This window comes from Streptomyces sp. NPDC057002 (genome assembly GCF_042673825.1).
Lineage (GTDB): Bacteria > Actinomycetota > Actinomycetes > Streptomycetales > Streptomycetaceae > Streptomyces.
In genome coordinates, this window is record NZ_JBHURZ010000001.1 from 639299 (window position 1) to 657825 (window position 18527).

Annotated in this window: 16 protein-coding genes; 11 read left to right on the forward strand and 5 right to left on the reverse strand. The window is 73.6% G+C overall.

Annotation, left to right across the window (positions count from 1 at the left end; all coding sequences use genetic code 11):
* Positions 1–38 precede the first annotated feature (38 nt).
* Genes ACFT32_RS02855 through ACFT32_RS02865 form a run of 3 tightly spaced genes read left to right on the forward strand, consistent with a single transcriptional unit; the run spans position 39 to position 5696 of the window.
* The gene (locus ACFT32_RS02855) at positions 39–4217 is read left to right on the forward strand and encodes an amino acid adenylation domain-containing protein (RefSeq protein WP_382485049.1); all 4179 of its coding nucleotides are present in this window, start codon (positions 39–41) and stop codon (positions 4215–4217) included.
* A complete protein-coding gene (locus ACFT32_RS02860) occupies positions 4214–4423 on the forward strand; it encodes an MbtH family protein (protein WP_382485052.1) in 210 nt (69 codons plus the stop codon). Before ACFT32_RS02855 ends, ACFT32_RS02860 begins: the two co-directional genes overlap by 4 nt.
* A gap of 52 nt (positions 4424–4475) precedes the next feature.
* The gene (locus tag ACFT32_RS02865) at positions 4476–5696 is read left to right on the forward strand and encodes a cytochrome P450 (RefSeq protein ID WP_382485054.1); all 1221 of its coding nucleotides are present in this window, start codon (positions 4476–4478) and stop codon (positions 5694–5696) included.
* Position 5697: 1 nt separating this feature from the next.
* On the opposite strand, the gene ACFT32_RS02870 is transcribed toward ACFT32_RS02865, so the two are convergent.
* Together ACFT32_RS02870 and ACFT32_RS02875 are read right to left on the reverse strand one after the other, a co-directional pair.
* Entirely contained in the window at positions 5698–6330 is a 633-nt protein-coding gene (locus ACFT32_RS02870) for a sigma-70 family RNA polymerase sigma factor (protein WP_382485057.1), read from the reverse strand.
* A 151-nt stretch (positions 6331–6481) separates the two neighbouring features.
* Positions 6482–7156, reverse strand: coding sequence for a hypothetical protein (locus ACFT32_RS02875; protein WP_382485059.1), 675 nt, complete (start codon positions 7154–7156; stop codon positions 6482–6484).
* Positions 7157–7299: 143 nt separating this feature from the next.
* On the opposite strand from ACFT32_RS02875, the gene ACFT32_RS02880 reads away from it, so the two are divergent.
* Positions 7300–8445, forward strand: a complete 1146-nt coding sequence (locus tag ACFT32_RS02880) for a winged helix DNA-binding domain-containing protein (protein ID WP_382485062.1) — start codon at positions 7300–7302, stop codon at positions 8443–8445.
* A gap of 53 nt (positions 8446–8498) precedes the next feature.
* On the opposite strand, the gene ACFT32_RS02885 is transcribed toward ACFT32_RS02880, so the two are convergent.
* Positions 8499–8975, reverse strand: a complete 477-nt coding sequence (locus tag ACFT32_RS02885; protein ID WP_382485064.1) for a DUF4396 domain-containing protein — start codon at positions 8973–8975, stop codon at positions 8499–8501.
* A gap of 110 nt (positions 8976–9085) precedes the next feature.
* Here ACFT32_RS02885 and ACFT32_RS02890 point away from each other — a divergent pair, with 110 nt between their 5' ends.
* A complete protein-coding gene (locus ACFT32_RS02890) occupies positions 9086–9883 on the forward strand; it encodes an SDR family NAD(P)-dependent oxidoreductase (protein WP_382485067.1) in 798 nt (265 codons plus the stop codon).
* A gap of 13 nt (positions 9884–9896) precedes the next feature.
* Here the strand turns inward: ACFT32_RS02890 and ACFT32_RS02895 are convergent, their stop codons facing one another.
* Positions 9897–10742: a class I SAM-dependent methyltransferase gene (locus ACFT32_RS02895; protein WP_382485069.1), complete on the reverse strand. Its 846-nt coding sequence runs from the start codon at positions 10740–10742 to the stop codon at positions 9897–9899.
* A gap of 172 nt (positions 10743–10914) precedes the next feature.
* On the opposite strand from ACFT32_RS02895, the gene ACFT32_RS02900 reads away from it, so the two are divergent.
* On the forward strand, positions 10915–11712 hold the full coding sequence (locus ACFT32_RS02900; RefSeq protein WP_382485072.1) for a VOC family protein: 798 nt from the start codon (positions 10915–10917) through the stop codon (positions 11710–11712).
* Between the two features lie 80 nt (positions 11713–11792).
* Here the strand turns inward: ACFT32_RS02900 and ACFT32_RS02905 are convergent, their stop codons facing one another.
* Positions 11793–12527, reverse strand: a complete 735-nt coding sequence (locus tag ACFT32_RS02905) for a carbonic anhydrase family protein (protein WP_382485074.1) — start codon at positions 12525–12527, stop codon at positions 11793–11795.
* A gap of 140 nt (positions 12528–12667) precedes the next feature.
* On the opposite strand from ACFT32_RS02905, the gene ACFT32_RS02910 reads away from it, so the two are divergent.
* From ACFT32_RS02910 to ACFT32_RS02930, 5 genes are all read left to right on the forward strand, one after another.
* Positions 12668–13084, forward strand: coding sequence for a nuclear transport factor 2 family protein (locus tag ACFT32_RS02910; RefSeq protein WP_382485077.1), 417 nt, complete (start codon positions 12668–12670; stop codon positions 13082–13084).
* Positions 13085–13114: 30 nt separating this feature from the next.
* Positions 13115–13651 (forward strand): GNAT family N-acetyltransferase, encoded by a 537-nt coding sequence (locus ACFT32_RS02915; RefSeq protein WP_382485080.1) that lies wholly within the window; start codon positions 13115–13117, stop codon positions 13649–13651.
* A 113-nt stretch (positions 13652–13764) separates the two neighbouring features.
* Complete coding sequence (locus ACFT32_RS02920; protein ID WP_382487017.1) at positions 13765–15576, forward strand: ABC transporter permease subunit; 1812 nt, start codon at positions 13765–13767, stop codon at positions 15574–15576.
* Positions 15573–16871 (forward strand): MDR family MFS transporter, encoded by a 1299-nt coding sequence (locus tag ACFT32_RS02925; protein WP_382485083.1) that lies wholly within the window; start codon positions 15573–15575, stop codon positions 16869–16871. Before ACFT32_RS02920 ends, ACFT32_RS02925 begins: the two co-directional genes overlap by 4 nt.
* A 216-nt stretch (positions 16872–17087) precedes the next feature.
* Positions 17088–18515, forward strand: coding sequence for a serine/threonine-protein kinase (locus ACFT32_RS02930; protein WP_382485085.1), 1428 nt, complete (start codon positions 17088–17090; stop codon positions 18513–18515).
* Positions 18516–18527: the final 12 nt, after the last annotated feature.

Genomic DNA, 18527 nt, shown 5'->3' on the forward strand with positions numbered 1-18527 from the left:
CCCGCACCGCACCGCCCAGTCAAGGATCGGTAAGCCCCATGACGCAGCCCGCTCGGGTCGACGTTCTCCCGCTGACCCCGCTCCAGGAAGGCCTGTACTTCCACGCCCGGTACGAGGACGGGCCGGACGTCTATCTGGTGCAGCTCGTGTTCGACCTGGCCGGGGCCGTGGACGCCGAGCGGCTGCGGGCCGCCGGGCAGGCACTGCTGGACCGCCACCCCAACCTCCGTGCGGCGTTCCGGCAGCGCCGGGACGGCCGCCCGGTGCAGGTCGTGCCGCGCCGGGCGACGCTGCCTTGGGCCGAGGCGGACCTCACCGGGCTCGACGGAAAGGAGGCCGAGCGGGAGTGGCGGCGGCTGCTGGACGAGGACCGGGACCAAGACTTCGACCCGGCCGCTCCGCCACTGCTCCGCTTCACCCTGGCCGGACTGGGCGAGGACCGCTTCCGGCTGCTGATCACCCATCACCACATCCTGCTGGACGGCTGGTCGGTCTCCGTCCTGCTCCGGGACCTGCTCGCCCTGTACGACTCGGCCGACCTGCCGCCGGCACCGGAGTACCGGGCGTTCCTCGACTGGCTGGGCCGGCGCCGCCCGGCCGCCTCGCTCGCCGCGTGGCGCGAGGAACTGGCGGGGGTCGACGAGCCGACCCGCCTCGCGTCCGCCGACGGCACCGAGCCGGGGGACATCGGCCAGGCGTACCTGGAGTTGCCGGAGGCGGCGACCCGGGCGCTGGCGGCTCGGGCGCGGGAACTGCGGGTCACGCTCAACACTGTGGTGCGGGCCGCGTGGGCCGTGGTGCTGAGCCGTCTGACCGGGCGGGACGACGTCGTGTTCGGGACGACCGTCGCCGGGCGGCCCGCCGAGATCCCCGGCGTGGAGTCCATGGCCGGGCTGTTCATCAACACCGTTCCCGCCCGGGTCCGGCTGCGCCCCGACGAGCCGCTGCGCGCGACGCTGACACGGGTGCAGCAGCAGTACGCCCGGCTGCTCGACCACGAGCACGCCGGTCTTGCCGACATCCAGCGGGAGGCCGGGCTCGGTGAACTCTTCGACACGCTGCTGGTGTTCGAGAACTACCCCGTCGACACCGCCGCCGGGGCGCGGGACGGCTCCTTCCGGATCATCGGGGCGCACGGCCGCGACGCCACCCACTACCCCGTCACCCTGGTCGCCGTCCCGGGCCCGCGGCTCCGCTTCCGGCTCGCGCACCGCACCGGCCTGTTCGGGGGCGACTGGGCCGAACGCACCCTGACCCGGCTGCTGCGCGTGCTGGAGACCATCACCGCCGACCCCGGCCTTCCGCTCGGCCGGGTCGACCTCCTGGCCTCCGAGGAACGCCGGGCGCTCACCACGTCCGCGGCGGCCGCCGTACCCGCCGCGGCCCTGACCCCGGCCGGCCTGTGGGAGGCGCAGGCCGCCGCCACACCGGACGCGCCCGCCGTGCTGGACCGGGGCGCCACGCTCACCTACCGCGAACTCGACGCCCGCGCCGAGCGCCTGGCCTGTCTGCTCGCCGAGCGCGGTGCCGGCCCGGAGCGCACGGTCGGAATCGCCCTGCCCCGCACCGCCGACCTGGTGGTGGCCCTCGTGGCCGTCCTGAAGACCGGTGCCGCCTACGTGCCGCTGGACCCCTCGTACCCGAGGGAGCGGCTGGCCTACATCATCGGCGACACGGACCCGACCGTCGTCCTCGCCACCACGGACACCGCCTCCGCACTGCCCGACGACATCCCCCTCCTGCTGCCGACGGGCGTTGACGAACCGCCGGCCGGGCGGCCCGTGCCCCGGCGCGACCCGGAGCAGACCGCCTACGTCATCTACACCTCGGGCTCGACCGGCCGGCCCAAGGGCGTCGCCGTCACCCACCGCGGTGTGGTGGAGCTGGTGGAGTGGGCGCACGCCGAGTTCGGGCCCGAGCGACTGGCCAAGGTGCTGTTCTCCACCTCGCTCAACTTCGACGTGTCGGTCTTCGAGATCTTCCCGGCGCTGCTGTGCGGCGGCCGGATCGAGATCGTGGAGAGCCTGCTCGCCCTCGTCGGGGAGGAGCGCGAGAGCTGGGATGCCGGGCTGGTCAGCGGGGTGCCCTCGGTGCTGGCGACGGTGCTCGCGGTCGGGCGGCCGCCCGTGTCTCCGCACACCGTCGCGCTGTGCGGCGAGGCCGTGTCCGATCAGCTCGTCACCGACCTGCGGGGGGCGTTCCCCGGCGCGCGGATCGCCAACTTGTACGGCCCGACCGAGACGACGGTGTACGCCACCGCCGGGTACGCCGACGCCGGGTACGCCGACGCCGGATACGCCGACGGCACCCGGGCCGGTGCGCCACCCATTGGTGCCCCGATCGCCGGCGCCCGCGCCTACGTCCTCGACCAGACCCTCCAGCCCGTACCGGAAGGGGCGGTGGGCGAGCTGTATCTGGCGGGCGGCGGCCTGGCCCGTGGGTACGCCGGCCGCGCTGACCTGACGGCACAGCGTTTCGTCGCCGACCCCTGGGGCCGGGCGGGCGCCCGGATGTACCGCACGGGCGACCTGGTCCGGTGGCGGCGGGACGGGCGGCTGGACTTCGTCGGCCGGGCCGACCACCAGGTGAAGATCAGGGGCTTCCGCATCGAGCCGGGCGAGATCGAGTCCGTCCTCGTCCGGCACCCGTCGGTCGCCCGGGCCGCGGCCGTCGTACGGCAGGACCAGCCGGGCGGTCCGCGGCTGGTGGCGTACGCCGTACCGGCCGGGGACGGCGGTGCCGACCCCTCGGTGCTGCGCGAGCACGTCGCCGCCGCGCTGCCCGGGTACATGGTGCCGTCGGCGATCGTGCTCCTGGACGCGCTGCCGTACACGGCCAGCGGCAAGCTCGACCGGGCCGCGCTGCCCGCGCCGGACGGATCCGCGTCGGACAGCGGGGCGCCGGCCACCGAGCGGGAGGAGATCCTGTGCGGGCTGGTCGCCGAGGTGCTGGGACTGCCCGCGGTCGGGGTGCACGACGACTTCTTCGAGCTGGGCGGCCACTCCCTGCTGGCCACGCGGCTGATGTCACGGATCCGCTCGGTGTGCGCCGCGGATCTGCCGGTACGGGTGCTCTTCGACGCGCCGACGGTCGCGCAACTGGCCCGGCGACTGGGCACGGGTGGCGCGGAGCGTGCCCCCGAGGGAGTACGGGCCACCACCACTGCCACCACCGACCCGGCGCCGGAACGACAAGCGCTGCCCGGCGGCACCGTCCCGGGCCTGCCTCCCACACCCACCCACGCTCCGGCGGTCAACGCCGCAGCAGGGGAAGCGAAGGCCGAGCCGCGCCCGGAGAGCCACAGGACATGGCCCACAGATGTGCTGTCCGAGTCCGACGCACGGAACGCCGGCATGCGACGGAACGCCGTGCTCGACCGGATGGATGCGGATCGGGCGCGGTCGGCGGACAGTTCCACTTCCGGGGAGGCACTGCTGCCGCTGCGGACGCGCGGGACACGGGAGCCGCTGTTCTGCGTCCACCCCGTCTCCGGCATGAGCTGGGGCTTCGCGGGCCTCTCCCGGCACCTGGACGCGGACCGGCCGGTCTACGGCCTTCAGTCCCGCGGCCTGCTCACCGGCCGCGGCCTGGCGCCCGGCTTCGACGACCTGGTCGCGGACTACGCGGCGCGGATCCGCCAAGTCCAGCCGTACGGGCCGTACCACCTGCTCGGCTGGTCCATGGGCGGCATGGTCGCCCACGCGCTCGCCACGGCCTTCCAGGAGGCCGGCGAGGAGGTCGGTCTGCTGGCGCTGCTCGACTCCTACCCCGAGCAGCGCGGCGCGAGGAAGCCCGTGCCGGACGACCGGCAGGCGGCGTTGCGCAACCTGCTGAGGATCCTGGGGCGTGACGTACCGTCGACCCATCTGAGGGAAGCGGACTTCCTGCGCCTGGCCCGCGGTGTCCCCGACATGGCCGCCACCCTGACCGACGCCGAACTCCTCGCCCTGGTCGAGGTGACTGCCAACAACCGGCGGCTGATCACGGAGTTCGCTCCCCGTACGTACCGCGGTGACGTGCTGTTCTTCACCGCGGCACAGGATCCCGACGCGTCTCGGTACGGCTACCGCTCCTGGCGGCCGTACGTGACCGGGCGGATCGACAACCACGACGTGCCCTGCACGCACGCCGCCATGACGCGGCCGGAGCCGCTCGCCCTCATCGGCCCGATCACGGCCGGCCGGCTCGCCCCCACCCCCGAGAGGAACCCCCGATGACGAACCCCTTCGACGACGACACCCTCCAGCACCTCGTCCTGGTGAACGACGAGGGCCAGCACTCCCTGTGGCCCGCCTTCGCGGAGGTCCCGGCGGGCTGGACGGTCGCGCACGGCCCGGAGAGCCGGCAGTCCTGCCTGGACCACGTCAACGAGAACTGGACCGACCTGCGGCCCAGGAGCCTCGTCGAGGCCATGGGCGAGTAGCGGCGCGCAGGAACACCGAGGCGGGAACACGGAGCACGGAGAAGGGGCACGCATGACCACGCGCCGCAGGATCGCGCCGGAGGAACTGGACGGCCTCGACCTGGCCGATCCGAAACTGCACGCCGAGGCCGATCTCACCGACGTGTGGCGCCACTTGAGGGAGCACGAGCCGGTGCGATGGAACCCGGCGACCGGCACGGCGCCCGGTTTCTGGGTGGTGTCCCGGCACGCGGACGTGACGTCCGTGTACCGGGACAGCGCCCGGTTCACCTCGCAGGGCGGCAATGTGCTGGAGACGCTGCTCGCAGGCGGCGACTCGGCGGCCGGGCGGATGCTCGCCATCACCGACGGCCCGCGCCACGCCGACCTGCGCAAGGTGCTGCTGCGGGCCTTCTCGCCCAAGGCGCTGGCCCCGATCGTGGACAGCGTGCGCCGCACCGTGGACCGGCTGCTGCGGCAGGCCCTGGAGCGGGGCGGCTGCGACTTCGCGGCCGACGTGGCGGCGGGCATCCCGCTGGGCGCGATCTGCGACCTGCTCGGGGTGCCCGACCGGGACCGGGACCACGTCCTGAGCCTCACCTCCTCGGCGCTGGGCTCGGAGCACGCGGACGCCACCGCGGCCGACGCCTGGATCGCCAAGAACGAGATCCTGCTCTACTTCGCCGACCTGGCCCGCGAACGCCGGGGCACCGGCCATTCCGACGTCATCAGCCTGCTGACGACCAGCCAGGTGGACGGCGCCCTGCTGGACGACGACGAGATCATGCTGAACTGCTACAGCCTGATCCTCGGCGGCGACGAGACCGCACGGCTGTCCATGATCGGAGCCGTGCTGGCGCTGCTGGAGCACCCGGACCAGTGGCGCGCGTTCAAGGCAGGCGACGCCGGCCTCGACCGGGCGGTGGAGGAGATCCTGCGCTGGACCACGCCCGCGCTGCACTCCGGGCGCACCGCCACCTCCGACACTGAGATCGCCGGCCGGCCCGTCCGCGCGGGCGACATCGTCACCGTCTGGAACGCCTCCGCCAACCGCGACGAGCGGATCTTCGACGCCCCGGACGCACTGGACCTGAACCGCTCCCCCAACAAGCACCTCACCTTCGCCTACGGCCCGCACTTCTGCCTGGGCGCCTTCCTCGCCCGCGCCGAGATCGCCGCCGTCCTCTCCGGGCTGCGGGAGCTCGTCACGGAGTTGGAGCGGACCGGCCCCGTCCGGCCGATCTACTCCAACTTCCTCAACGGCCTGAGCGGCCTGCCGCTGGCACTGCGCTGAGTCAGGCCGCGACGAGGGCGGGTGGAACCGCTGACGCCGCCGTCGCCGGTTCCTCGGCCTCGGCCAGCAGGGCCATGAGCGTCGCCCGGGCACGGGCCACCCGGGAGCGGACCGTGCCGACCGGGCAGTCGCTCAGCGCGGCGGCCTCCGCGTACGGCAGACCGAGCAGCTGCGTGAGGACGAACGCCTCGCGCCGCTCCTGGGGCAGTCCGTCCATCAGCTCGAGCAGTGCCACGCCGTCGTCGAAGCCGGGCAGACCGCGCGGCTGGGCGAGTTCGACCGCGAGCTCCCAGTCCGGCAGATCGGCCCGGCGGGGGCGCACGGCGGAGTAGCGAAGGCTGTCCGCCACCGCACGCCGGGCGATGGCCAGCAGCCAGACGCGTGCCGAGGAACGGCCCTCGAACCGGTGCAGACTGCCGAGCGCCCGCAGAAACGTGTCCTGCGCCAGATCGTCCACGGCCTGCGGATCGGCGCACAGATGGGCGACGTAGCGGATGACGTCACGGTGCAGGGCGCGCACGAAGTGATCGACGGCCGCGGAGTCGCCGCCGCGCGCGGCCAGCGCCCAGGCGGTTATCGACTCGTCGGACGACGGACTTCTCTCGTGCGAAAGGGGCAGGGCAGGAGTGATCACCTGGTGTCCTTCTCGGAATGCCGGGACCACGTGAACACGCGTGCGGCCCGGTGAGCGGGGATACGGCCGCGTCCGTACGGCGTGCCGTACGGACGGAGATACGGCCGAGACCGGGGCGCGCAGAGTGCTGCCCCGGGACTGCCGGCTGCCGTCAGGCGGCAGCGGCCCCCGCGGGCGGTCCTCGAGAGGTGATCGCGTGGACGAGAAGGAGAAGGCGCGGTGCGCGGTCCGAGGACCAGCGCCGTACCCGCACGGGCGGGGGCGGCGGCGCGGGCAGCGCGAACAGGAGCCGCAGCGGCGCGGTCAGCCTGCTCCCCACGGCGCGCAGCAGACGGAAGACGGCCCGTTCGCCGTGGCCCAGCCACAGTCCGCACAGCAGCGCGGCCAGCAGGTGGGCGGCGAGCATGCCGAGGGACGAGTCACCACCCGGGGCGTGTCCCGTATGCCCCATGTGATGGGACATGGGACCCATGCCATGCCCCATGGATCCCATGCCGTGACCCATGGCCCCCATGCCATGACCCGTGGAGGCCATGTCCATGGAGTCCGTACCATCCGCTGCCCCGGCGGCCGGTGACGGTACGAGCGAGAACGCCGAGTGCAGTCCCGTCTGGACGACCACGGCGACGGCGACGACCAGCCGGAGTCCGCGCTCACGGCCCGCCAGGCACCAGCCCGCCACACCCGTCACGGCCCAGCCGGCCACCAGGGTCGACAGGGGAACGTGGTCGCCGGACATCATGACGTGCCCCAGGGCGGCGAGCACGACACAGACGGCCGCGAACACCGCGGCCCGTGTCGTGCGAGCACACCACCCAGCTGTCATGGCGCCTCATCTTCGCATCCGGCCCCGCTTCTGCACCCATGGGTACGGACATCGCCCGGCCCAGGTACTCAATCGACGACATGTGATCCAGGCCACTGTCCAGGAATCGATGCCTCCGGCCGGGCCACGGCAGAATCCCCGGCGTGGACATCACCGCGCAGGAGCTCAACCGGGCGACCCTCGGCCGTCAGTTGCTGCTGGGCAGGGAGGTGATGGAGGCCGGGGAGGCCGTGCGGCGTGTGGTGGCGCTCCAGGCGCAGCATGCCGCCTCGCCGTACGTGGCGCTGTGGAACCGGCTGGCCGGCTTCTCCCCGGCCGAGCTGGACGAGGCCTTCGCGCGGCGCACGGTGGTCAAGGCGACCCTGATGCGCATCACGCTGCACGCGGTCCACGCGGACGACCACCAGGTGTTCCGCGAGGCGATGCAGCAGACGCTGTACGCGTCACGGCTCGGCTACCGCTTCGCCGCCGCGGGACTCACACCGGCCGACGGCGAGGCACTCGTCCCGGAGCTGCTGGACTTCGCCGACCGGCCGCGGACGGCCGCGGAACTCCAGGCGTGGCTGGAGGAGCGGGTCGGCGCGGACAAGAAGGCCGGCGCGTGGTGGGGGCTCAAGGGGTACGCGCCGCTGCTCCATCTCCCGACCGGCGGACCCTGGTCGTTCGGCACCCGGGCGTCGTTCGTCGCGGCCCGGACCGGTCCCGTGCCGACGGGCCGGGAATCGACGGCGGACGCACTCGGGCAGCTCGTCCTGCGCTATCTGCGGGGCTTCGGACCGGCGTCGGTGGCGGACATGGCCCAGTTCGCCATGCTGCCGCGGCAGCCGATACGGCGGACGCTGCTCGCCCTTTCCGACACGGTGGAACAGCTCCGCGGACCGGACGGGACGGTCCTGTACGACGTGCCGGACGCCCCGCGCCCACCGGCGGACACCCCGGCACCGCCGCGCCTCATGGCCATGTGGGACAGCGTCCTGCTGGCCCACGCCGACCGCAGCCGCGTGATCCCCCCGGACTACCGCCGCCTCGTGATCCGCGTGAACGGTGACGTACTGCCCACCCTGCTGGTCGACGGCCGGGTCGCCGGCGTGTGGCGCGCGATCGACGGCGGCATCGAGGCCACGGCGTTCCACGACCTGCCGCCCACCGCATGGGACGGCCTCGCACAGGAAGCCGCCTCCCTGACAGGCCTCCTGACCGACCGCGACACCGAGCCCTACCGCCGCTACCACCACTGGTGGCCGAAACTCCCCGCCGGGCAGGTCCGGCTGCTCACCGGCCGGGGGTGACTCGTCCGTGGCGTGGCGGGGTTCCCTCGCCTCGCGGGACCGGTGACATCGCGTCAGTGGTGGGTGTGGACGACGGCGTGACCCTTTCCCCGGCCGATCATCCACTTGTTGACCGGTGTCGTGACCAGGAAGGCCACCGCGAAACCGCCCAGCAGCGCGGACCAGAAGAGTCCGTCCGTGAGCTGGGCCTCCATCGCTCCCGGGGTGAGGGCGATGATCGCGTTGTCGACGAGTTCCATCACCGCGATCGAGACCGTGTCCGCGGCCAGCGCGACCTTGATGGCGGCCTTGAGGCCGAGGCCGGCCCGCAGGACCGCGAACAGGGTGAACGAGTAGCCGAAGAGGAAGGCGAGCCCGATCGCCAGGACCATGGTGGGCACGTCGCCCCATTCGAGCGCGGTGCCGATGACCATGCCGAGGATCTCGCCGATCGCGCACCCCGTCAGACAGTGCAGCGTCGCCTTCACGGCGGTCCCCCAGGACGCCGTCCCGCGCGGGCGCCGTTCCGGGTACTGACGGGTGCGGTCCATGATGTCCCAGTATGCGTCAGTCGCGTGTTCCGGGGGAGGCATGGGCGGACCGGGCTGTCATCCTGTCCCGTCGGCTCCCCCGGTGATCGATCCGCTTAGAGTGTCGGGTCATGACTACACAGGCCGACCGGTCAACGCAGGCGTATCTCTCCGAGTTGTTCTCCCTGGACGGCCGCGTCGCGGTGGTCACCGGCGGGAGTTCCGGCATCGGTCGCGCCATCGCCGGCGCCCTCGCTCGCGCCGGCGCCGGCGTGGTGGTCGTGGCCCGCGGCGAGGCCGGACTGACCGCGACGGTCGAGGAGCTGACGGCTCAGGGCTGCCGCGCCGCGTGGGTCGGCGCGGACCTGAGCACGCGCGAGGGTGTGCGGACGGCCGCCGAGCGGGCGGTCGAGGCGTTCGGGGAGCCCGACATTCTCGTCAACAGCGCCGGGATCAATCTGCGCCCGCCGATGGACGAACTCACCGAGGACGTCTGGGACCTCACGATGGCCGTCAACCTGGAGGCGCCCTTCCTGCTGGGGCAGCGCTTCGGCCCGGGCATGGCGGAGCGCGGGTTCGGGCGGATCCTGCACATCAGCTCGCAGCAGGCGCACCGGGCGTTCGTGCAGAGCGGCGCGTACGGCGCGTCGAAGGGCGGACTGGAGTCGCTGGCGCGTTCCCAGGCCGAGGCGTGGTCGCCGCGCGGCGTCACCTGCAACGTCCTGGTGCCGGGCTTCGTCATGACAGCGCTCAACAAGCGCCTGTCGTCGGATCCGGAGAAGGTGGCCGCCCTCGCCGAACGCACGATGGTCGGGCGGAACGGCCTGGCCGAGGACTTCGCGGGCGCGGCCGTCTTCCTGGCGAGCCCGGCGTCCGCCTACGTCACCGGACAGTCGGTCTACGTCGACGGCGGTATGTCCGTCCACTGACGCGGCAACCCGTTCAGGCCGCCGGGTCCTTCCGCCACACGAAGACCTCCGTGCTCGGGGCCCGTTCGGAGAACCGGCCCGAGGGCGAGGCCTCGCGCAACAGCAGCCGCAGGTCCGTCTCGAAGTCGTCCCGGCGCCCTTCGAAGAGGTGCGGGGCCGAGAACGACATGGAGAACACCCAGGCGACGACATCGTCGAAGGTCCGCTCCAGCACCTGCCCGCCGGGCACGACGAGACGCCGGGGGCCGGAGAAGCCCGCCCGGACGAAGACCTCGTCCTCCGCGCCCGGTGTGCCTAGCGCCAGCACCCCGCGGCCCGCTCGGCGCACGGGCCCCAGGTATCGCTTCACCAGGTCGTCCACCCCCGCGTAGGGGACGGCCGGGTGCGGCATGCCGTCGACGGTCCGGGGCTCCGTCTTCAGGTCCGCGATGTGCACCAGCGCCCCGCCGGGCCGGAGCATGTCCCGGACGGTCGTGGCCACCAGGTCGCGGTCCATCCAGTGGAAGGACTGGCCGAAGGTGGCGACGGCGAAGAGGCCGAGCCCCGCGGGCAGGGCCTCGGCCCGCGCCCGCACCCACCGGGTCTTGGCGCCCACGCCCCGGCCGGCGGCCACGCGCCCGGCCTCGGCGATCATCCCGCTGTCGGGGTCCACCCCGACGATCTCGCCGAACAGATGCGCGAGGCTCAGGGCGATGGTTCCGGGCCCGCAGCCCACGTCGAGGAGACGCCCCTCCCCGTCGAGCAGCAGTTCCTCGGCGAGCGCGTCCGCCAGCCCGGCGGCGTACGGCAGCCGTCCCCGCTCGTAGTACGCGGCGGTCCCCGAGAACAACGTGTCGTCCCACTCCCAGCCGACCACCATGTCAACCCACCACCCTCACACCACAGGGTCCCGCGACCGTCCGGCCGTTCGACGACCCCGATGATTCCACGGCCCGGCGCGGAGGTTCCCCCGTCGGAGAGCGGCCGACGGGCGCTTGTCAGTGCCCGGTGTCACGCTGGGCACACAGAACCTGCGGAAGGGAAGCATCGCCATGATCACCACCGAGTTCGCCCCCGGTTCCCCCTGTTGGCTCGACCTCGGCGCTCCGGACGTCAGGACCGCCGCTGCCTTCTACGGCGCCGTGCTCGGGTGGGACTACGAGTCCATGGGCGAGAGCGAGGACTTCGAGGGCGGGATGTTCCGGAAGGACGGCAAGATCGTCGCCGGGCTCGGCAAGCTCACCGAGGAGGGCGCGCGCTCGGCCTGGATGCTCTACTTCAGCGTCGCCGACGCGGACGCCGCGACGAAGGCCGTGGAGCAGTCCGGCGGCTCCGTGCGCGTCGCGCCGATGGACCTCGAGGAATGGGGCCGGATGGCGCAGTACACCGACCCGCAGGGAGGCCAGTTCGCCGTCTGGCAGCCGGGGACGACCAAGGGCCTCGACCTGGTCGACGAGCCGGGCTCGCTGTCCTGGACCGAGCTGTACACGAGCGACGCGGCGGCCGCTCAGGAGTTCTACGGCGGACTCTTCGACTGGCGGTTCAGTGACATGCCGCTGCCGGGCGGCGGGGGCACGTACACCCTCATCACCCCCGCCGGGCTGCCCGAGGAGCGGATGCACGGCGGGCTCATGGAGGTCGGCAAGCCGGACCTGTCGCTGGCGAACGGGCGGCCGTACTGGCACCCGGTCTTCGCCGTCGACGACTGCGACGCCGCGGTGGCCAAGGTCAGGGAGAACGGCGGCACCGTGCAGATGGGCCCCGAGGACGCGGAGGGCGTCGGCCGGCTGGCCGTCTGCCTCGACCCGGCGAACGCGGACTTCGTGGTGCTCACCCCCGCCCAGAGCTGAACCGCGAGGCCCGGCGAACGGGTGCCGCGGCCCGCCCCGGCGGACGGGTGCCGCGGCCGGCCCTGGTGTCGGGGGCCGAGTCACCACCAGCGATGGATGTCCCCGGCGATCCGCCGCTTCCCGAGCGGCTGCACCTCGCGGGCGTTGCCCTCGGGGAAGAGGCTCCGGTAGTGCTCGAGCGCGGCGGCGGACGCCTGGACCGGATGGGTCAGGACCGTCCAGCGCACGCCGGTGGTGTAGGGGCAGGTCGTGGTGGACCCGAGGTAGCGGTAGGACTCGGTACACGGCGGCAGCAGGGTGTCGATCTCCACGCCGGGGACGTCCCAGGGGTCTTCGCTCCGGCGGGCGGATTCCAGCAGCCGGTCCAGGGAGCCGTTGGCGTCGCCCGGGTGGATGAACACGGCGAGCACCGCGTACTCCTTCGCACCGGCCCCGGTCCCGTCCCCGTCCCTCTCCCCGATCGTCCGTGCGTACTTCAGGTGCTGTTCCATCGGGAACGCCACCCCGCCGACGGTGTGCTCGGACGGCGTGTGCCAGTGGATGTCCTCCAGGTGGTAGGTGGCGTCCCCGACGCTCATCAGGCAGTCCTGTCCGGGCGGCGGCTCGGCCTTCACCGAGCCCTCCTCGGCCCGGACGCAGTCGGGCCGGTGCCGCTTCGGACGCTCGAAGCGCAGACGCATGGTGAGCCGGGCCGGATGGCGCAGGCGCAGTGGCGGCAGGGCCGAGACGTCGGTGGCCTGCGGACGGATGTCGACCGGGCTCTGGGACTGCAGCGCGGTGCCGACGGCGGAGTGGGCGGGGGCGGTCAGGGACACGGGTGATCACCTTCGGTCGACGGGCGGACGGCCGGGCAACGACGACCGCATCCTTTTCCCTCGGCGGCGCCCGGGACGCGCGAGGTCACCCGGACTGCTGAACGCCCCGGATCGCGGCCTTGACGCGCTACGGTCGCGACATGAACCAAGGTCCCGGCGCGGCGGCGGCTCAGGAACCCGGCGAGGACACCGTCCGCGCGCTCACCGAGCTGGCGCGGGACTGGGCGGCGGCGATCGTCGCCAACGACCCCGCGCGCATCGCGGGCTTCATGGCGGACGAGTGGGTGATCGTCTCCGAGTCCGGGATCGACTCGAAGGAGGGGTTCCTCTCCCGCGTCGAGTCCGGCGAGCTCACCCACTCCGCGATGGACCTCAGGACCCGGCCCAGGGTCCGCGTCTACGGCGACACGGCCGTGGTCACCGGACGGGTCACCAACACGGCCCACTACCGGGGCGAGCGCTACGACGCCGACGAGTGGACGACGGACGTGTTCGTGAAGCGGGACGGGCGCTGGAGGTGCGTGCTGAGCCACATCACATCAGCGGCCCCCGAATAAGCGTTCATGTGTTTTGCATATGATGCGCAAATGCACGACTACAGCATCAGGGAAGCCACGCCAGCGGACATCGACGGGGCTCGGGTGGTGATGCTGGACGCCGTGTACCGCGACTTCGACACCGGCTATGTGCCGCGCTGGCACGCCGACATCATCGACCCGGTGCCCTACTACGTCGAACCGCCACGGCACACCCTCCTGGTGGCCGTGGACGAGCGGGACGGGACGGTGGCGGCCACGGGGGCGCTGGACGCGCGCGGGCCGGCGCATCCGCCGAACCCGCGTTGGCTGGCCGAGCGGTACCCCTCGGGCGAGACCGCGCAGCTGCGGCGGTTGTACGTCGGCCCCGCACACCGACGGCGCGGACTGGCCCGGCGGCTGGTGGCGGGCCTGGTCGACTTCGCCCGGGCCGACGGGGGTTACCGGTCCGTCTATCTGCACACGTATCCGCACTCGCCCGGTTCGATGGGCCTGTGGCGGACGCTGGGCAAGGTGGTGTGCGACGAGCGGGAGGAAGTGCCCGGCGGCGGCAGCGGCGTGGTGCACTTCGAGATTCCCTTCGCCTGAGCACCACGGGGACCACACTGAACACCTCGCACTCACTCCTGACCAAGGGCCTCGCCGCCCTGCGCGCCCTCGCGCGGGGCGGAGCCCCGACGCTGCTGTGGCGGGCCGTGCTCATGGCCGCCCTGGTGGGCGCGATCGGCCTGCTGCCATGGCTGTCGCGCACCGACCCGGCCCTGACGGTGCTCAAGGCCCGCTCGGCCGACCGCGATCCGACACCCGGGACACTGCGCGCCGTCCGCGACCAACTCGGCTTGGACGACGGCCCGCTGATGCTGCTCGGCCGCTGGCTGGGCGGGCTGCTGCACGGCGACGCGGGCACGTCGTGGGTGTCCGGCGGCCAGGTGCTGCCGGGCGTCGTGCAGTCGCTCGGCGCCTCGCTGCTGCTGATGTCCGGGGCCCTCGTGGTCGCGGCGGGCACCGTGGCGGCCGTGTGCGCCCGCACACTCCGGCTCGGCTCGCGGGGGCGGCTCGCCGCACGCGGCCCCGGCGGCACGGCCTCAGCGATGCTGGCCGCGCTGCCCGAGTTCCTCGTCGCCTCCGTGCTGGCCTCGGTGATCGGCGTCCAGCTGGGCTGGCTGCCCGCTCTCGGCTGGTACGGGCCGCAGTGGATGGTGCTGCCGTCGCTGGCCCTCGGTCTGCCCGCCGGGGCGATCCTCGGACGGATGCTGGACGACCTGCTGCCCAGTGCGTTCGCCGAACCTTGGGCGCTGGCGTCCGCGGCACGCGGTGTCCCGCCGAAGTCCGTGGCGCGGCAGGCGGTGCGCCGCTGCGTGCCCGGACTGCTGCCCAATCTGGGCCTGTTCGTGGTCGGCCTGACCGGTGGCTCGGTCGCCGTCGAGCAGATCTTCGACATCCCGGGCCTGGGCCGGCTCACCCTCCAGGCCGCACTCGCCCAGGACCTGCCGGTCCTGCAGACCGGCACCCTCGCCCTCGTCCTGGTCGCCGCCGTCGCCGGGGTCCTCGCCCGGCTGGCGGCCCGGCTGCTCATCGGGCCCGCGCTGCGCGACGGCGCCCTGCACTCCCTGCACCGTCCCGGCCCGTCCGCGCCCCGCGCCCTGCCCTTGCTCTACGGTGCGCTGCTCGCCGCCGTCATCGGGTTCGGCCTGCCCCGGGACGCGCTCGCGCTGGACACCCTCGCCAAGCTGCGGGCCCCCTCCCTTGCGCACCCGTTCGGGACGGACGCGCTCGGCCGGGACGTCCTCGCCCGGGTCTCCCACGGCGCGCTGGCCACCCTCGGTGTCGCCCTCGCGGTGAGCGCCGCCGCCCTCGTCGCGGGACTGCTGCTGGGGCTGCTGCCGAGGCTGTCCGGGCCGCTGGTCGACACCGTCAGCGCTGTGCCGCCCGTCCTGGCGGGACTTCTCGTCGCCGGGGTCGCGGGCAGCGGGCCCTGGACTCCCGCGTTCGCCGTGGGCGTCGTGGCCTGGTCCCCGCTGGCCGCCCATACGTCCTCCCTGCTGCGGCAGGAGCGCGCGACCACGCACCTGGCCGCGACCCGCGCGCTGGGCGCCGGCCGCTGGTATCTGCTCTGGCACGAACTGCTGCCCGCCGTGCTGTCGCCGGTGGCCCGGCACGCCCTGCTCCGGCTGCCCGGCATCGCACTGAGCCTCGCCGCCCTCGGCTTCCTCGGCCTGGGCGCCCAGCCGCCGTCCCCCGAGTGGGGCCTGCTGCTCGCCGAGAACCAGCCGTACGCCGAACGCGCCCCGTGGGCCGTCCTCTTCCCCGCCGCCGTACTCGCCCTGCTGGGGGCGCTCGCGGTGACGGCCGCGGGCGGCGTACGGCTGCCCCGGCGGCACAGGCGGACCGAGGGCCCGGCCGGGCCGCCCAGGGAGCGGGTCATGCCCCCGCGGCGGCAGCGGAACAGCCCCGACGCCCTCCTGGCCCCCGTATCCACCTCTGCGTCCACCTCACAGGCAGAAGAACGATGACCGACCCCGTCTCCCGCGTGCCGGCCCGCCGGTCCGCCCGTGCGCCCAAGACCCCGCGCGAGAGCACCTGGCGGCTCTGGAAGGAGCTGTCGCCGCTGCTGCGGCTGCTGATCCTGACCCAGCTCGCCTTCAACATCGGCTTCTACGCCGTGCTGCCGTTCCTCGCCGAGCACCTCGGTACCGCGATCGGCATGGCGGGCTGGCTGGTCGGATTCGTGCTCGGGCTGCGCACCTTCAGCCAGCAGGGGCTGTTCGTGGTCGGCGGCTGGCTCGTCGACCGGTTCGGGGTGCGGCCGGTCGTGCTGGCCGGCTGTGTGCTGCGGATCGCCGGGTTCGCGTGGCTCGGGTACGCGGAGGCGAGCGGGGCCGTGATCGGCGCCGTGCTGGTGATCGGTTTCGCCGCCGCGCTGTTCTCTCCCGCCGTGGAGTCCGAGGTGGCCCGCCAGGCGGTGGTCTGGGAGGAGGAGGGACGCGGCTCGCGCACCCGGCTCCTGGCCCTGTTCAGCGTCGCGGGCCAGGCCGGGGCCTTCGTCGGGCCGCTGCTCGGCGGGTTGCTGCTCGCCGTCGACTTCCGCACCGCGTGCCTAGCCGGTGCGGCGGTCTTCGTACTCGTCCTGGCCGGGCATCTGTGGCTGATGCCGCAGCACATCCCGGGCCGGGTCCGCACCCGGGAGCGGGGCGGGGCGCGCGTGCTGCTGCGCAACCGCCGCTTCCTGGCCCTGTGCGGCGCGTACGGCTCGTACCTGCTCGCCTACAACCAGCTGTATCTGGCCCTGCCGGACGAGGTGCGGCGCGCGACGGGCTCCCAGGCGCCGCTGTCCTGGCTGTTCGCCCTGTCCTCGGTGCTGGTGGTCTTCACCCAGCTGCCGGTGACCCGCTGGGCGGGCGACCGGCTGGACCTGCGCCGCTCCATGACCGCCGGACTGCTGCTGATCGCGGCCGGTTTCACGGTGGTGGCCGCGGCGCGCCCCGCCGGCTGGACGGGAGTCGCCGGGCTGCTGCCCGCCGCGGGCTTCGTCGTGCTGCTCACCGTGGGACAGATGCTGGTCGTGCCCGCCGCCCGCGCCTGGGTGCCCGACCTCGCCGAGGAGGGCCGGATCGGCCTCTACATGGGCGCGCTGTCCTCCGTCTCCGGCCTGATCGTCCTGGCCGGCAGCGCGGCCACCGGCTCCCTGCTCGACCTGGGCCTCCCGGCCGCCGTGCCCTGGCTGGTTCTCGCGGCCGTACCGGCCTTGACGGTGGCTCTGCTGCCGCGCCGGGAGGAGCGGCCGGCGGAGACGGACGAGACAGCCTGACCCGGCGGGCGGCGGCCCGGCAACCGCGCGCACCGCGCCGTCACCCCGCCGGGCGATGTCTCCGCTCCCGGTTTTCCGGGACAGTACCGTCCCCCGACACCGCTGCGGAGATCAGTGGTCACGCGGCGCCAGTATCCTGGGTCGGCTGCGACGTCCCCCGCCAACCCCCGCCTCAAAACGGGGAGTTCGGCCTGCGGCGACATACCTTCCCCCTGCATGAGACGAGGACGAGTGCTGCTAGCGGGCCGCTACCGGCTGGATGTTGAGATCGGGCGCGGTGGAATGGGAGAGGTCTGGCGCGCGTACGACGAGACGCTCGCCAGAGCGGTGGCCGTCAAGCTGCTGCTGCCCCAGGACACCGATGTCACGGCGGCCTCCCGGTTCCGTCTGGAGGCCCAGACCGCCGGGCGTCTCAACCATCCCCATCTGGTCGGTGTCTGGGACTTCGGCGAGTACGACAACCGGCTGTACCTGGTGATGGAACTGGTCGACGGCGACAGCCTCGCCGGGGTGCTGGCCGCCTCCGGCGCCCTTCCCGCCGAGCGGGTGGCGGATCTCGCTGCGCAGGCCGCCGCCGGGCTCGCCGCCGCACACGCGCAGGGCATCGTCCACCGTGACATCAAGCCCGCCAACCTGCTGCTGGACCCCCACGGCACCCTGAAAATCGGCGACTTCGGCATCGCCCGCTTCCTCGACGACCCCGGCGCCGCGCTCACCGCCACCGGCCAGATCGTCGGCACCGGCCTCTACCTCGCACCCGAACGCGCCCTGGGCCAGCCGGCCGGTCCCGCCTCCGACATGTACTCCCTGGGGTGTCTGCTCTACCAACTCCTCAGCGGACGGCCGCCGTTCCAGGCGGACACCGCCGTCGCGCTCCTCCACCAGCACCTCGACTCCGCGCCCGTTCCGCCCCGCGAGCTCGGTGTCGCCGGACTCCCGCCGGCCTTCGAGAACTACCTGCTCGGCCTGCTCGCCAAGCAGCCCGAGGACCGGCCCACCGCCCAGCGGACCGCCGAGTGGTTCGCCGGGGGCGCCTGGCGAGGGCTGCCCGAGCCGCTGCCGGAGGCCGCGCCCCCGGTGACGTCCGCCACGCCCAGGCCGTATCCGGCCGCCGAGACCCGCGACCCGGCCACCTATGCGCTGCCCGGCGCCCCGGGGCTGCGCACCGGCCGCACGCCCCAGGCCGGCCGTTCGCGTCGCGCCGCGCCCCGGGGCGGCCACGACCACCGCCGCAGAGCGGCCGCGACGATCGCCGCCGCGGCGCTCTTCGCCGCCGCTATGCTCGCCGGAATGCTGTGGTTCTCGCCCGACAACACCGCGACGGAGGGCACGGAACCCGACGCGTCCCCCTCCGCGAGCAGCCCCGCCGCCACACCGTCCGCGGACTCCGCCTCGCCCCTCTCCTCCGATCCAGCGGAGGACACGGCTCCGGGCAGCGGCACTCCGGCCACCGGCACAGTGGCCGATATCACCCCGTCCACCACCGCGCCTCCTCTCCCGACCCCCGTCGAAGCCACACCCAGCCCCACGACTCCGGTGCAGGAGACGGCCGACCCACCGCAAAAGGCGGACAAACCCCAGCAGGAGAAGCCCCGTCAGACCTGGGAGGACGGGGACGACGATGACGACGGGGGCGACGACTGAGCGGCCCTGCGC